Here is a 14,335-nt window from a genome sequence, read left to right as displayed (position 1 = left end):
TTTTGGCCTTTATACCCATCCTGAATTTCCAGCCATACCGCTAGGCGGTACCCCGTAGTGTTTCTATATGGGGCTTATTGTGAGCAGTATTTATAAAAATCACCCCGGGCACATAATTAACCCGGGGTGTTTCTTATTGAAGAGTTGTTTATTTCACTTCTTTTTTATCGTCCAAAGCGCAGGGCACTTTGGGGCTGGCGGCGACTAAGTCTTTAATCGGCTTAATCACTTGGGCTTGTTTCTTCATCGTGCACGGGCCACCGATACAGCCGCCCTTGCAACTCATTACTTCCAACAGTTGGAAGTCGCCCACGCCCTTGGCAAACGCATTAAGCATTAACATAGCCTTTTTGTCCAAGCCGTTAATCGCCATTTTCTTAAAGGGGCGTTTGCCCGCAATCGCGTTTTCTACCGCTTGGGCCACGCCGCCGGTTACGCCGTAGTAGCGGGCTTCACCGGAAATGGCCGGGTCAAGCGGCATTTCCTCGCACTCGGCGGGGTTAATACCCTTGGCATCCAACATTGCGCCTAATTCTTCGTAGGTCATTACATAGTCAATATTGGGGTCTTCCATCCCTTCTACGCGTTTAGACACGCACGGCCCGACGAACACGGTAACAAAACCGTTCTTCTTTTCAATTTCGGCGGTGTAAGCGGCCGGGGTTTTGGTATGGGATACAAAATCCTTCAAGGCCGGCAAATGTTTTTTGACGGCTTGAATCCACGCCGCGCAGCAAGAGGTGGTCATAAAGCGGGCGCCGTTTTCCAGGCGTTCCACCAGTTCGCGCGCTTCGTTGGCGGTGGTGATGTCCGCGCCCAAGGCGACTTCGGTTACTTTGTCAAAGCCCGCCTTTTTGATAGCGGTCATCAGTTGCGGTAACGTGCAGTCAAACTGGCCTACGATAGACGGCGCAATCATCGCACAGACCTTGTGGGAACTGTTCATTTGGGTCAAAATGTCAATTAATTGGCTGCGCTCCATAATGGCGCCAAACGGACACGCATCCATACAATGGCCGCAGGAAATGCACTTTTCAAAATCAATTTCGGCAAAGCCGTTTTCGCCCTTGTGAATAGCGTTGACCGGGCAGGATTGTTCGCACGGTACGGGTACATAGGTAATAGCGTTGTAGGGGCAGACGGCCTTGCATTGGCCGCAGTTTTTGCATTTGTCGGCGTCAATGCGGGAGCGTCCTTCGGTAAACGAAATCGCGCCGAATTTGCAGGCCTGTTGGCACGGACGCGCCAAGCAGCCTTGGCAGGCCTCGGTTACCAAATGGCGGGCTTTTACACAGCCCTTGCAGGCAATATCCATTACGGTCAGCGGGGTTTCCGGCACGGCCTTGCGCAAGAGGGCTTCTTTGGCGTATTCGTTAAGCGACGTGGCTTCGTCGTCTTTTTCTACGCTTCCGCCCAACGCGGCCAACGTGCGGGCACGGAAGACGGCCCGTTCTTTGTAAATGCAACAGCGTACCGTAGATTTGGAATCCTTCGGCAGCACTTCAAAGGGAATGGTTTCCGCTTGGGTTTCAAGCGTACCTTTATCAAACGCGGCAATCACCCGTTTGAGGGCTTCGCGTTTAAAATACACGGCTTTATTGTCAGATGTATTCATAATTCATATATTTTAGCATATTTGTATTGCTATTTTAGGCTTCCAAACGTACTAAAAGCGGATTGTGGTCGGAGCCTCGTGTAATGCGTACGCCCGCGGCCTTTACGCGCAGGCCACGTACGAACAGATAATCCACCGGGCGGCCCAAACAGCGGGTGCGGTTGTCCGGCTCAAAGGGCACTTCGGCGAGCCCCGCCGCGCGGGCCATACAGGATAATAAACGGCGGCGTTTTAGGCTCCAAGCGTTAAAGTCTCCGCCTAAAAGCACGGGCCCATTGTAGTTTAATAACAGTTCGGCGGCGCGCTTTAAATTGGTATCAAAGGGTTTTAGCCCCCTAAAATTAATGGCGTGGACGTTGATAACCAGCAAGGACCGTCCGTCCGCAAGCGGAATAAGGGTAGATAGTGTCATTTTGGGCACGCGCAAGAGCGGTTCCCTTTCGCCGGCTTTAAAGGCAATTTGAAGCGGCTTTGCAATACACCCCGTCGCCACGCCCGTGGGGCTGTTTTGGCGGGAGAAGAAACTGACGGCTCCGCTCCAATGATAGGGCGTTTGTTCCATTATTTCAAACACTTCGGGCGAGCGGCGTACCTCTTGCGCCAAGAATAAATCCGCGGCGGCGGCCACTTGTTTAAATTCGTCCTTCCACGGTTTTTGCTTGCTCTTTTGCCAGTTCCACACGCACACGGTAAAGCATTTGGGGAGCGTGCTGGCGGTGGGGTGGCCGTGCTGGACGAGAATTTTGTCTTCCTGGGGTTGTTTGTAGAACATATTAATAATAGGGCGTTAATAATTTAAAAGCGTTGTCGCGCAAGGTGCGCCAAAAGGGCGGTTTTTCTTTGTCCCATTTTTCTTGGAAGGCGCCAGCTTTTTTGTGCGCGATGATTTGCGCTAATTTTTCGGCCAAATGTTTATCTGTGCACTCCATATTGCACTCAAAATTGAGTTTAAAACTGCGCACGTCCCAGTTGGCCGAGCCGACAAAAATCCAAGCCTTATCCACCAGCACGATTTTGCTGTGGTCAAAGGGCGGTTTGGTGCGGTAGATTTTTACGCCCTTTTTAAGTAATTTGGCGAAATTGGCACGCATTGCGTAGTCCATCCCCAAAATATTGCTTTTGGAGGGCAAAATAATTTCCACATTTACGCCCCGCATAGCGGTTACTTCCAAGGCGGACAAAATATCGCTCTCCGGCAGGAAATACGGCGTAACAATGCTTACCTCGTGCTGGGCGCAGGAAAGCGCGCCCAAAATCAGTTGTTCCAGTTTGCCATAGTCGCTGTCGGGTCCGTCGGGGATGATACGCGCGGGCATATGCCCCGGGAGTTTTTTTGACGTTTTAAAGGAAACGGGGATAAAGTGGCGTTTGCCCGCAAAGAGCCAGTCCTCTTCAAACACGCGCGACATTTGGTCCACCACCGGGCCGGAAACCTTAAAGGTAATGTCCTGTATCGGCTCTTTGGGGTTCGTTTGAACAAGGTTTCCCGCGGCAATATTCATCCCGCCAAAGACGGCTGTTTCTCCGTCCACAATTAAAATTTTGCGGTGGTTGCGTAAATTAACAAAGGGCAAATTAATAGGGCTTTTGGAGGGTAAAAAGACGGCAAAGTCTATGCCTTTTATTTTGCGCAGGGCGGCGGCAATCGTGGGTTTGGAATAGTTAAGGCCCACGCCGTCCACTAACACCTTTACCTTGGCCCCGTTTTTAACGGCTTGTTTTAAAGCGGGGATAAAAAGTTGCCCCGCGCTGTCGTTATCAAAAATGTAACTTTGCAGGAGGACTTCTTTTTGGGCGCTTGCAATTAAGCGGCACATTTCCGGGTAGGCTTCGTCCCCGTTTAATAAGGGTTCGGCGTGGTTGCCAAAGGAAAAAAGTTGCGGGTGAACTTTGTAGCCTAGGCGCAAAAGTTGCAGAAACGGACGCGGAATTTCTTGGCGGATTTCCTGTTCCGTTTTGCCTGTCAGCGCCATTAAATTCGGCCCTTTGTTGCGCAAGGACAACGCCTTGCGGCGGATGCGGTTAATGCCAAAGAGAACGTAAAAAATACTGCCCAGCAGCGGGGTCAGCCACACAAGGCCAATCCAACCGATAGAACTTTTTACATCGTCCTTATAGCGTAAAATATGCGCCGTTACAAAAATTTGCAACAGTACATATAAAAACCCGGCAATACTAAACGAGGAAAGAGAAACCGTATCCATATTCATACCTTTATTATAGGAAATCTGGGGGAAAACGAAACAAAAAGCCCGCCGTTGGGCGGGCTTTAAAAGGGTTAGTTAAGCGGCGTACCGGCCGGGATTTTGCTTGGCGTAAGCGCGGGCAAGGGAGTGGCGTTTACCGCGCGGGGCATATAGGCTTGGTCGGTTGCCGTTCCGCCGGAAACAAGTGCCTTGCGCACGGGGCGGTTTTGCTTTTGGCGGGCCTGCTTTTCGGCCTGTTCCCGCTGGGCTTGGGCGTCCTTCTCTTTTTTAGTGAGGTCTTTATTAACTTTTGAAAGATTGTTTGCGTAAGCGGTAAAGGCTTCCTCGCCGGATAAGGTGTCTTTTAGATATCCCCCGTCAAACACAAAATAAGTGGGTACGGGCGTTTTATGGTTTACGTCCGTATATTCCAAGCGGTAAACGGGATATGTTTTATTTGCCGCCTTATCCAGCAAATTGGTAAGCGTGGTTTTATTTTCGTAAGTGCGCAAAAAATCCTGCTGGCTGACCCCTAAATTAACGCCGTATTTTTTATTGACGGCTAATACGTCCGCCACGTTGGCCGCGCACGCCACAAAGGTTTGCGGGTCGCGGTCGTTAAACAGAAATTTGCGGTAGTCGCCGTCGTCGCTTCCGTAGCGGACGTAAGCGTAACGCTTGCCGTTTTGGGCGCGGAGGATTTTATCGGCGGATGAAACATTTTCCACTTGGTAGAGTACATAGGTTTTGTCTTTCCCGCGGAAGAGGCGCGTTAATTGCCGGGCGTTTTTGCTCCACACGGAAACGCCCGCTTTGGGCGCAGTACTTTCCCCGTGCATTTCAATTACAATTTCATCCGCTTCTGGCGCGGTTTGGGCAACCGCGCCAAAGGCTATACAACTTAAAAAGCCTGCAAGCAACCACTTGCTCATTGCGCTCTCCTAATCAAAAAGGCCAGTGCTTAAATAGCGTTCGCCGCCGTCTGGCAGTAGTGCAACGATATTTTTGCCCTTGTTTTCGGCTCGTTTGGCCAGTTCCAACGTGGCCCACAGCGCGGCCCCGCCGGATACGCCGGGCAAAATACCTTCCTTTTGCCCCAGTTCGCGGGCGGTTTGCTGGGCGTCTGCGGTTTTGACGGGGATAATCTCGTCAATAACGCTTCTGTCTAAATTTCCCGGCACAAAGTTGGCCCCAATGCCTTGTATGCCGTGCGGGCCAGCCTTGCCTGCGGACAAGAGGGGAGATTCGGCGGGTTCTACGGCCACAATTTTAATATGCGGGTTTTGCTTTTTTAAATAACGGCCTACTCCGCTGATAGTACCGCCCGTGCCTACGCCGGCTACAAAAATATCCACTTTCCCGTTTAAGGCGTTCCAAATTTCAGGCCCGGTAGTTTCCTCGTGTGCGCGGGGATTGTTGGGGTTGTCAAACTGGCCGGGCATAAAGGCCCCGGGCGTTTCCTTCACAATTTTTAAGGCGGCTTCTACGGCGCCCTTCATCCCGTCTGCCTTGGGGGTAAGAACGATTTTCGCCCCTAACGCCTTTACCAATTTCACGCGCTCGGCGCTCATACTTTCGGGCATTGTTAAAATCATTTTGTACCCGCGTGCGGCGGCCAAAAACGCAAGCGCAATACCCGTATTGCCGCTGGTGGGCTCTACCACTGTTCCGCCGGGCGTCAGTTTGCCCTCGGCTTCCGCGGCGTTTAACATATACAGGGCCGCGCGGTCCTTTACGCTGTACGGGTTAAACATTTCCAGTTTGGCCCAAATATGCGCAGGAGCGGTGTTAATGCGCGTCAGCTCTAATAAGGGCGTGTGCCCAATAGTTTGTTCCAAAAGAGTGAATTTTTTTTCGTTCATATTTTTCTCCCAACGGGTACACTTTATTATAAGTGTTTGTGCGCCGCTTGTCAGTACTCTATTTTTAACTAATTATATAAAAGCGTTGCCATAGGAAAAATTTTTATATAATCTTGGGAAAGACATTAACCTTATTATATTGGGAGAAACTTGTGAAGAAAACATACTTTTTGCCCGTTGCCGTGATGGCTTTGGGCTTGGCAACTGTGTTTGTGTCCGGCTGCAAAAAATCCGCCGCCAGCGGTGCCGCCGCCCCGACCGTAGTCAATGCGGTAGAGGTGGTACAGCAGGATTTGCCTTGGGATATTGAATACCCGGCCCAAGTGGCGGGCTCGTTGGAAATTCAAATTCGCGCGCAGGTGGGGGGCATTTTAGAAGCCCGCTTGTATAATGAAGGGGAATATGTAAACGAAGGCAAACAACTTTTTCAAATTGACGACAAACAATATAAAGTAGCGTTGGAAAAGGCCCAAGGCGCCTTGGCCCAAGCGCAGGCCGAAGAACGCCGCACCCAGCGCACTTATGCGCGTATGAAGAAACTCCGCGCCGATAACGCCGTCAGCCAACAGGATTACGATAACGCTATTTCCGCCTATGATACCGCCAAGGCTAATGTACAGGTGGCGCAGGCCGGCGTGAACGATGCGCAAATCAATTTGGGCTACACCAAGGTTACCGCGCCGATTTCCGGCATTGCGGGCAAAGAAGCGCAATCCGTCGGCAGTTTGATTTCCGCCGCGGGCGAATCGGGCCTTTTGACGACGATGGTGCAAATTGACCCCTTGTATGTAAACTTTTCTATGCCCAGCCGCCAGTTTGAAAAATTGGCCGCCGGTTTTATGTCGGGCCAAATCGTGTTGGGCAGCGATGATAAACAACTGTTAAAACCCGAGGAATACCGCAAGTTGACCGCTTCCCAGGCTCCCGTGTATGTGGAAGCCGTTTTGCCCAACGGTAGTTTGTATTCCGAAAAGGGTAAAATCGTTTTCTTTGACAGTTCGGAAAACACCCAAACATCCAGTTTGGCGATTAAGGCCGAATTTGCCAATCCCAAAAAGAGCCGTGCCTTAATGCCCGGCCAGTTTGTGCGCGTGCGCTTGGTGGGCGCTATTTACAAAAACGCTATTTTGATTCCGTCCTCCGCGGTGCTTAACAGCGCGCAGGGCAAAATTGCGTATGTAATTGACGGGAACAATATGATTGTGGCGCGCCCGATTCAGGCGGAAATGCAGGACGATATGTATATCGTCAGCGACGGCTTAAAGGCGGGCGAAAAGGTGGTGTCGGACGGACTTATCCGCTTGCGCCCGGGTATGGAAGTTACTGCCAAAATGCAAACCTTTATGCCCAAAGCCGAAGAGACCGCGGTCCCGGCGGCGACTGAGGGCGATGTAGCCAAATTGGAAGAAGCCATTGAATCTGCCGAATCGCCGGACGAACAGGCCTTGCCGCAGGATGCGGCCCAAGCCAAAGAAGCAGCGGCCGCGGATAACGCGCAGACGGGGAAATAATTATGTTCTCTAAATTTTTTATTAACCGTCCTATTTTTTCTACGGTTATTTCGCTGTTAATTTCCTTGGCGGGTATCGTGTCTATCACGATGTTGCCTATTGAGCAATACCCGGATTTGACGCCGCCCACCGTGCAGGTGTCGGCCAGTTATCCGGGCGCCAGCCCGGAGGTAATTGCCAATACGGTGGCCGCTCCGCTGGAACAGCAGGTAAACGGGGTGGAAGATATGCTGTATATGAACTCCACTTCCTCCTCCAACGGGGATATGAAACTGACGGTGTCCTTTAAAGTAGGCACCGACCCGGACCAGGCGATGATTAACGTCAACAACCGCGTGCAGGGGGCTACGGCCACCTTGCCCGAAGACGTGCGCCGCTATGGTATTCAGGTCAATAAAAAATCCTCCGCCATTTTGCAGTTAATCGCGCTTTATTCCCCTAACGGTCGTTCCGATACTACGACGGTGGGGAACTATGCGCTTTTAAACATTGTAGATGATTTAAAACGTATTGAAGGCGTGGGCGACGCGCAGGTAATGTCCGCCAACGACTATTCTATCCGCATTTGGATTAAGCCGGATGTGCTGTCCCAACGCGGGCTGTCTGTGAGTGATGTGGCCTCGGCTATACAGGCGCAGAACGTCCAGCGCGCGGCGGGTAAAATCGGCCAGCCGCCGCTCCCGGTGGCGGTGGACCGCGCGTATTCCATTATTGCGCCCGGCCGCTTGACCGATCCCAAACAGTTTGAAGACATTATTTTACGCGCGAACAAAGACGGCACTTCCCTGCGCTTGAAGGACGTTGCCACCGTGGAACTCGGCAGCCAGACGTATGAGTTTAACGGTAACTATAACGGTAAGCCGGCAGTGCCGATTGGGGTGTATCTCTCCCCGGGCGCTAACGCCGTATCTACCGCGCAAGCCGTAGAAAAACGTATGCAGGAATTGGCCGCCAATTTCCCGCCCGATTTGGATATGGAATACAAAGTCGCTTACGATACCACCTTGTTCGTAAAAGCGTCTATTAAAGAAGTAATCCATACCTTAATTGAAGCAATGATTTTGGTGTTCTTGGTCGTTTATCTGTTCTTAAAGGACTGGCGCGCCACATTAATTCCGTGCTTGGCGGTGCCGGTGTCCATTATCGGCGCGTTTGCCGGGATGAAACTCTTTGGCTTCTCCATTAATACGCTTACGCTCTTCGGCCTCGTACTGGCTATCGGTATGGTAGTGGACGACGCTATCGTGGTAATTGAAAACGTGGAACGTATTATGGACGAGGAAGACCTCCCCGTAAAAGAAGCCACCATTAAGGCTATGGACGAAGTGTCCGGCCCGGTGGTGGCGATTGTACTGGTGCTGTGCTCCGTGTTCGTGCCGGTGGCGTTTATGGGCGGGCTGACGGGTGTGATGTACCAGCAGTTTGCTATTACGATTGCCGTGTCCGTGGTTATTTCCGGCTTGGTGGCGCTGACCTTAACGCCTGCGTTATGCGCGCTGTTACTGAAAAAACAGGAAAAGCCGACCAGTGGATTTTTCTATAAATTTGACCAATTCTTTGGCAAATTGACTAAAAAATACGGTACTTGGGTATCTTACTTTATCCGCCGCCTGTCGGTTTCGGCGGTGGTGGTTGCGCTCTTCTTCTTGGGCGCGTGGGCGATGTTTAAAATTGTGCCCAGCAGTTTACTGCCCGATGAAGACCAAGGTATGATTATGGTGTCCACCCAGTTGGACCCGGCGTCCTCTTTGGCCAGCAGCGATAAAGTAGCCAAGGAACTGGAAAAATTAATTTTGGCCCAGCCCAGCGTGTCCGATGAACTGACGTTCGCGGGCTTTGATATGTTAAGCAGTACGATGAAGAGCAGCGGTATTGCTTCGTTTATCAAATTAAAACCGTGGGAAGAACGTAAGACCAAGGCTCTGTCTTCTGCGGGCTTGGTGGGTGCGCTCTATATGCAGGCCAAGAACACGATTCCGGGCGCGGTGGTAATGCCCTTTAACCCGCCGCCCATTATGGGTATGAGCACCACGGGCGGTTTGGAAGGGTATATCCAAAACCGCGGCTCTGGTGATAGCCGGGACCTGGAAGCCCAAACCCAAAAGTTTATTGCCGCTGCACAAAAACGGCCTGAACTTTCCAGCGTTAGTACCACCTTCTCCGCCGCCGTGCCGCAGTATTCTATGACGGTGGATGAAATCAAGGCGCAGGCAATGGGTGTACCGCTTTCGTCCTTGTATGCTACTTTGCAGGGTACTTTCGGTACGACGTATGTAAACGACTTTACCTATTCGGGCCGCAGTTTTAAAGTAATGATGCAGGCCGACGGCTCGTACCGTGCCCGCCCCGAACAAATTGCGGGCGTATATGTGCGCTCCAATTCGGGCGCAATGGTGCCGCTCTCGGCGCTGATTACGCTTACGCCTTCTTTGGGTGCGGATATGGTGGAACGCTTTAACGTGTTCCCGGCGGCCAAGGTAATGGCGAATCCTGCCTCGGGTTACAGTTCCGGCGACGCTATCCGCGCAATGGAAGAAACCGCCAAAGAGGTGTTGGATTCCAACTTTACGCTCGCTTGGACGGGTACTACCTATCAGGAAACCATTTCGGGCAGTTCCTCTGCCACGGCCCTTATGCTGGGTATGTTGGTGGTGTTCCTGATTTTGGCGGCCCAGTATGAAAAATGGAGCCTGCCGGTTGCCGTATTGATGGCGGTGCCGTTTGCTATCTTCGGCGCCTTGGCGGGTACTTGGGCGCGCGGTCTTTCCAACGATATTTACTTCCAAATTGCGTTGGTGGCCTTGGTCGGTTTGGCGGCTAAAAACGCTATTTTGATTGTAGAGTTTGCCGTAATGTTAAAGGACCAAGGTATGGAAACGGCCAAAGCCGCCGTGCAAGCGGCCGAACTGCGCTTCCGCCCGATTGTAATGACGTCCTTGGCGTTCATTTTAGGGTGCGTGCCGCTCGCTGTCAGCACGGGTGCGGGTGCGGCCAGCCGCCACTCTATCGGTACGGCCGTGGTCTTTGGTATGTTGGCCGCTACGGCTATCGCGCCGATGTTTATTCCGCTCTTCTTCTGCCTGTTCTCGGGGTGGAAGAAGGAGCCGGAACAAATCGGTGTGGTGGTGGACCACGTGGAAGAAACGAAAAAGGAGAATTTATGAACTATAAACGCATAGGGGCGGCGTTGGCCTCGGCCTTGCTTTTGGCCGGGTGTTTAATGGGCCCCAACTATAAACAGCCGGACTTGGATTTGCCTATGGGCGAAGCGGCTGATAATTTCAGTATTTTCACCAATGCCAAATGGTGGGAAGTGTTTGAGGATACCACGTTAAACGAACTGGAAGATACTGCCTTGGCTTACAATAAAGATTTGCAGGCGGCGGTAGCCCGCGTGGACGAAGCCCGCGCGGCGGTGGGTATCGCTACGGCGGACCAGTTGCCCAGTTTGTCTGCGGCGGGCCAGTCCGGCCGCGCCGGAAATAAGTTGGGTTCCGGCGAATCCCAAAGCACGGCTAATGTGTCGGTATCCTTTGAACTGGATTTGTGGGGCAAATACCGCCGTTTGAGCGAAGTGGCCCGCGCCAAACTGTTGGCGAGCGAGGCCTCCCGCGATACGGTCCGCCTGACCTTAACTGCCGATGTAGCCAAAAACTACTTTGCCTTGCGCACTTTGGATGAGCAATTATTAATCGCCCAACGCACCTTAAAGGCGCGCCAAGAAAACGTCCGCATTTACACCAGCCGTTATAAAAATGGTTACAGTACTGAGGTGGATTTAAAACGCGTGGAAGCTAATATGGCTAACGTCCAGGCGCAGGAACAGCAGTTGCGCTTGAAAATTGCGCAGACGGAAACGGCGCTGTCCGTGCTGTTGGGCAAATCTCCGCGCGAAATGGTGGAAAACAATACGCCCCGCGGCAAGAATTTAGCGGATATTACGTTAATCCCCAATGTGCCGGAAGGCTTGCCCTCTGACTTGTTGGCCCGCCGCCCGGATGTACGCGCTGCCGAAGGGAATTTGATTGCCGCCAACGCCAATATCGGTGCGGCGCGCGCGTCTTATTTCCCCAGCATCCCGCTGACGGCCTCCGCCGGGTATGCAAGCGGGGCGCTTAACAATTTGTTCACGGGTTCCGCTGGCGTGTGGGCGATCGGCGGGCAGGTACTTGCGCCTATTTTTGAGGGTGGCAAAATCCGCGCCCAAAACAAACAGGCCGAAGCCACTTACCGCGAAATGCTGGCCACTTACGAAAAAACGGTGCAGGGCGCTTTTAAGGAAGCGTTGGACGCTTTATCCGCCAACCGTATTAACCGCGATATCTTTGACTCGTACAAACAGCAAACCGAGGCGATGCGCCGCAGTTACGACCTGACGAAGAAACAGGAAGATGCGGGGCTTATCGGCGTAACCGATTTGCTTAACGTAGAGGAAAACCTGCTGTCGGCTGAAATGAATTTGGCCTCCGCCCGCAACGACGAATTGTCCGCGGTGGTCAATTTGTCCAAGGCCTTGGGTGGCGGTTGGAACGTAAAGGACGGTTTTGGCCCGTATGAAAATTTAGTCAAAAAACAACAGGCTGAATTGGCCAAACAGGCGCAAAGCGAAAAATAAAATCCGCGCCGTTTGATTTAAAAACTCCCCGACGCTATTTCCCGCCGGGGAGTTTTTTTGCCCCAATTAACCCCAAAAAACGCCTGTAAACTTGCCAAAAAGGGGGCGCAAATTTGATAAACTATAAATATGAAGACCCCGGCATTGTGCCCGTTAGACGGCCGCTATGGCGGCAGATTGGGCGCGCTCAGAAGTGTAATGAGCGAAGCCGCCTTTACTGCATCCCGCGTGCGCGCGGAACTCAACTGGTTTACCGTTTTATCCCATTTAAAATTGCAGCGTTTTGCGTCCTTATCTGCCCAAGAAACGGATTTGTTAAATAATTTGTTGCCCCTTACGGAGCAGGATTTGGAAATTATCCGCGCCTTGGAATTTGACGGATATGAAAAAATTCCCGCTACCAAGCACGATGTAAAGGCCGTGGAATACTTTTTAAAATTGCGCTTAAAAAATACCCCGTTAAAGGACCGCTTGGAGTGGTTCCATTTCGCGCTGACCAGCGAAGACATTAACAGCGCGGCCTATGCAATGCTGCTTGCGGACGGGGTGGAAAAGGCGCTTTTGCCTGCCCTAGAAAATTTACAAAAGAATTTAGCCCAGTTGGCCCGTAAGGAAGCCCGTTCCGTTTTGCTTGCCCGCACCCACGGGCAGGCCGCCGTGCCGACGACGTTCGGCAAGGAAATCCGCGTGTTTGAAGCACGTTTAAGCCGCCAATTACAGGAACTTAAACAGCGCAAAGTCTCGCTCAAATTTGGCGGAGCCGTAGGCAATTACAATGCGCATTTAGCCGCCTTCCCCAAGGTAAATTGGGCGTCCGCCGCGCGCCGTTTTGTAACATCTTTAAACAAAGGGCGCAAAATAAAAATAGTGTTAAGCCCTATTTCTACGCAGGTGGACAACCGCGATACCTATGCGGAACTGTTTGATAACGTCCGCCGGATAAATACTATTTTGCTGGGGCTAAGCCAAGATATGTGGCGGTATATTTCCGCCGGGCTCGTGCGCCAAAAAACGGCGGCGGGCGAGGTGGGCTCGTCCACAATGCCACAAAAGGTAAACCCGATTGATTTTGAAAACGCCGAGGGCAATTTGCAGGTGGCGGACGCGCTGTTGGAACTTTTTTCGCGCAAGTTGCCCGTGTCCCGCTTGCAACGGGACCTTTCCGATTCCACCGTCTTGCGTAATATGGCGGTAGCGTTTGGCTACGCGCTGACGGCTTATTTGTCCCTATCCAAGGGGCTTTCCAAAATTTCGTTTGACCGCAAAGCGGCTCAGGCGGAACTTTCCGCCCACCCCGAAGTATTGGCGGAGGGCGTACAGACGGTTTTACGCGCGGCGGGCTATCCAAACCCGTACGAAACATTGCGCGATTTTACGCGCGGGCGAAAAATGACTCCCGCGTTATGGCAAGAATTTATAGAAGGGTTGGCCGTTGACGGGCCGACCAAACAGCGGTTGTTGGCACTATCCCTGGAAACTTATTTGGGGCTCGCCGTGCAACTGGCGGAGGGAAAATATGATTGATATTGTTTGCGGCGGCCAAGCCGGAGATGAAGGAAAAGGCAAGATTTCGGCGTATTTGTCTTATAAAGGCAATTACGATTATTGCGTGCGTGTGGGCGGCCCCAATGCGGGCCATACCGTGGTAAAGGACGGCAAATCCTACACGCTTAAAAATATCCCGTCCGGGTTTTTAAACCCCAAGACCAAACTCGTCTTGGGCGCGGGCGCCTATACCAAAACCGAGTGGCTCTTGGACGAGGTAAACTTTACCGGCACCAAGGACCGCCTGATTATTGACCCGTACGCCGTGCTGATTACGGACGAACAGACCGCGGCTGAGAAAAACGCGGCTCACTTTATGAAGCACATCGGCAGCGTGGGAACTGGTTTGGGCCAGGCGGTGCGCGACCGCATTGAGCGCCGCAATATTAAATTTGCCAAGGACGAACCGCTTTTAAAGGAATTCATCCAAGACGTGCCCGAACTGTTAAACGGGTGCTTGGATAAGGGCGGCGAAATTTTGCTGGAAGGCACGCAGGGGATTAAGCTTTCCTTACTGCACGGGGAATATCCGTTTGTTACGTCGCGCGATACCACAGCCAGCACCTTTTTGGGCGAAGCCGGACTCGGCCCCAAGAGCGTAAAGGATGTGTATGTGGTCTTTAAACCCTACATTACCCGCGTTGGCCCGGGACCGCTGGACCACGAAATGACCGATGAAAAAGAGTTGGAAGTTTATCACACCAAGGGGCACGAAATCGGCAGCGTCAGCAAACGCCTGCGCCGTATCGGTGCGTTTGAAAAGCGCTCCGCTTCCCGCGCGATTATGATTAACAACTGCACCAAAATCGCCATTACGCATATTGATATGTTCCCCGGCAACGACCGTGTGAAAAAATACGAGGATTTCACGCCCGAGGCCAAGGCCTTTTTGGACGGTTTAAAACAACTGTCTGCCGAGGTGTATCCGCACCCGGAAATTGCGCTTATTTCCACCGGGCCGGATATGGAAGATACCTTGGTTTTATAAACGTATCAAAAAT

Annotated in this window: 10 protein-coding genes; 5 read left to right on the top strand and 5 right to left on the bottom strand. The window is 52.1% G+C overall.

Features of this window, described 5'->3' with window-relative positions; translation table 11 throughout:
* Positions 1-148: 148 nt before the first annotated feature.
* The 5 genes from B2118_RS02855 to cysK form a co-directional block, all read right to left on the bottom strand.
* Positions 149-1,615: a monomeric [FeFe] hydrogenase gene (locus B2118_RS02855; RefSeq protein ID WP_428053170.1), complete on the bottom strand. Its 1,467-nt coding sequence runs from the start codon at positions 1,613-1,615 to the stop codon at positions 149-151.
* Between the two features lie 34 nt (positions 1,616-1,649).
* A complete protein-coding gene (locus tag B2118_RS02850; RefSeq protein WP_428053169.1) occupies positions 1,650-2,387 on the bottom strand; it encodes an endonuclease/exonuclease/phosphatase family protein in 738 nt (245 codons plus the stop codon).
* Position 2,388: 1 nt separating this feature from the next.
* Positions 2,389-3,825 carry a phospholipase D-like domain-containing protein gene (locus B2118_RS02845; RefSeq protein ID WP_428053167.1) on the bottom strand — a complete coding sequence of 479 codons (1,437 nt, stop codon included), beginning with the start codon at positions 3,823-3,825 and terminating at the stop codon, positions 2,389-2,391.
* A 68-nt stretch (positions 3,826-3,893) separates the two neighbouring features.
* Positions 3,894-4,733 (bottom strand): hypothetical protein, encoded by an 840-nt coding sequence (locus tag B2118_RS02840; protein ID WP_428053165.1) that lies wholly within the window; start codon positions 4,731-4,733, stop codon positions 3,894-3,896.
* A 9-nt stretch (positions 4,734-4,742) separates the two neighbouring features.
* Positions 4,743-5,663: a cysteine synthase A gene (gene cysK, locus B2118_RS02835; protein WP_428053163.1), complete on the bottom strand. Its 921-nt coding sequence runs from the start codon at positions 5,661-5,663 to the stop codon at positions 4,743-4,745.
* A 152-nt stretch (positions 5,664-5,815) separates the two neighbouring features.
* Here cysK and B2118_RS02830 point away from each other — a divergent pair, with 152 nt between their 5' ends.
* The 5 genes from B2118_RS02830 (at position 5,816) to B2118_RS02810 (ending at position 14,322) form a co-directional block, all read left to right on the top strand.
* Positions 5,816-7,174 carry an efflux RND transporter periplasmic adaptor subunit gene (locus tag B2118_RS02830; RefSeq protein WP_428053161.1) on the top strand — a complete coding sequence of 453 codons (1,359 nt, stop codon included), beginning with the start codon at positions 5,816-5,818 and terminating at the stop codon, positions 7,172-7,174.
* Positions 7,175-7,176: 2 nt separating this feature from the next.
* Entirely contained in the window at positions 7,177-10,338 is a 3,162-nt protein-coding gene (locus tag B2118_RS02825) for an efflux RND transporter permease subunit (protein WP_428053159.1), read from the top strand.
* A complete protein-coding gene (locus B2118_RS02820; protein WP_428053157.1) occupies positions 10,335-11,789 on the top strand; it encodes an efflux transporter outer membrane subunit in 1,455 nt (484 codons plus the stop codon). Before B2118_RS02825 ends, B2118_RS02820 begins: the two co-directional genes overlap by 4 nt.
* A gap of 129 nt (positions 11,790-11,918) precedes the next feature.
* Positions 11,919-13,313 (top strand): adenylosuccinate lyase, encoded by a 1,395-nt coding sequence (gene purB, locus B2118_RS02815; protein WP_428053155.1) that lies wholly within the window; start codon positions 11,919-11,921, stop codon positions 13,311-13,313.
* Positions 13,306-14,322, top strand: coding sequence for an adenylosuccinate synthetase (locus B2118_RS02810; protein WP_428053153.1), 1,017 nt, complete (start codon positions 13,306-13,308; stop codon positions 14,320-14,322). Before purB ends, B2118_RS02810 begins: the two co-directional genes overlap by 8 nt.
* Positions 14,323-14,335: the final 13 nt, after the last annotated feature.

It is taken from the genome of Candidatus Avelusimicrobium stercoris, assembly GCF_002437085.1.
Lineage (GTDB): Bacteria > Elusimicrobiota > Elusimicrobia > Elusimicrobiales > Elusimicrobiaceae > Avelusimicrobium > Avelusimicrobium stercoris.
This window is presented reverse-complemented; position numbering and strand designations above follow the sequence as displayed.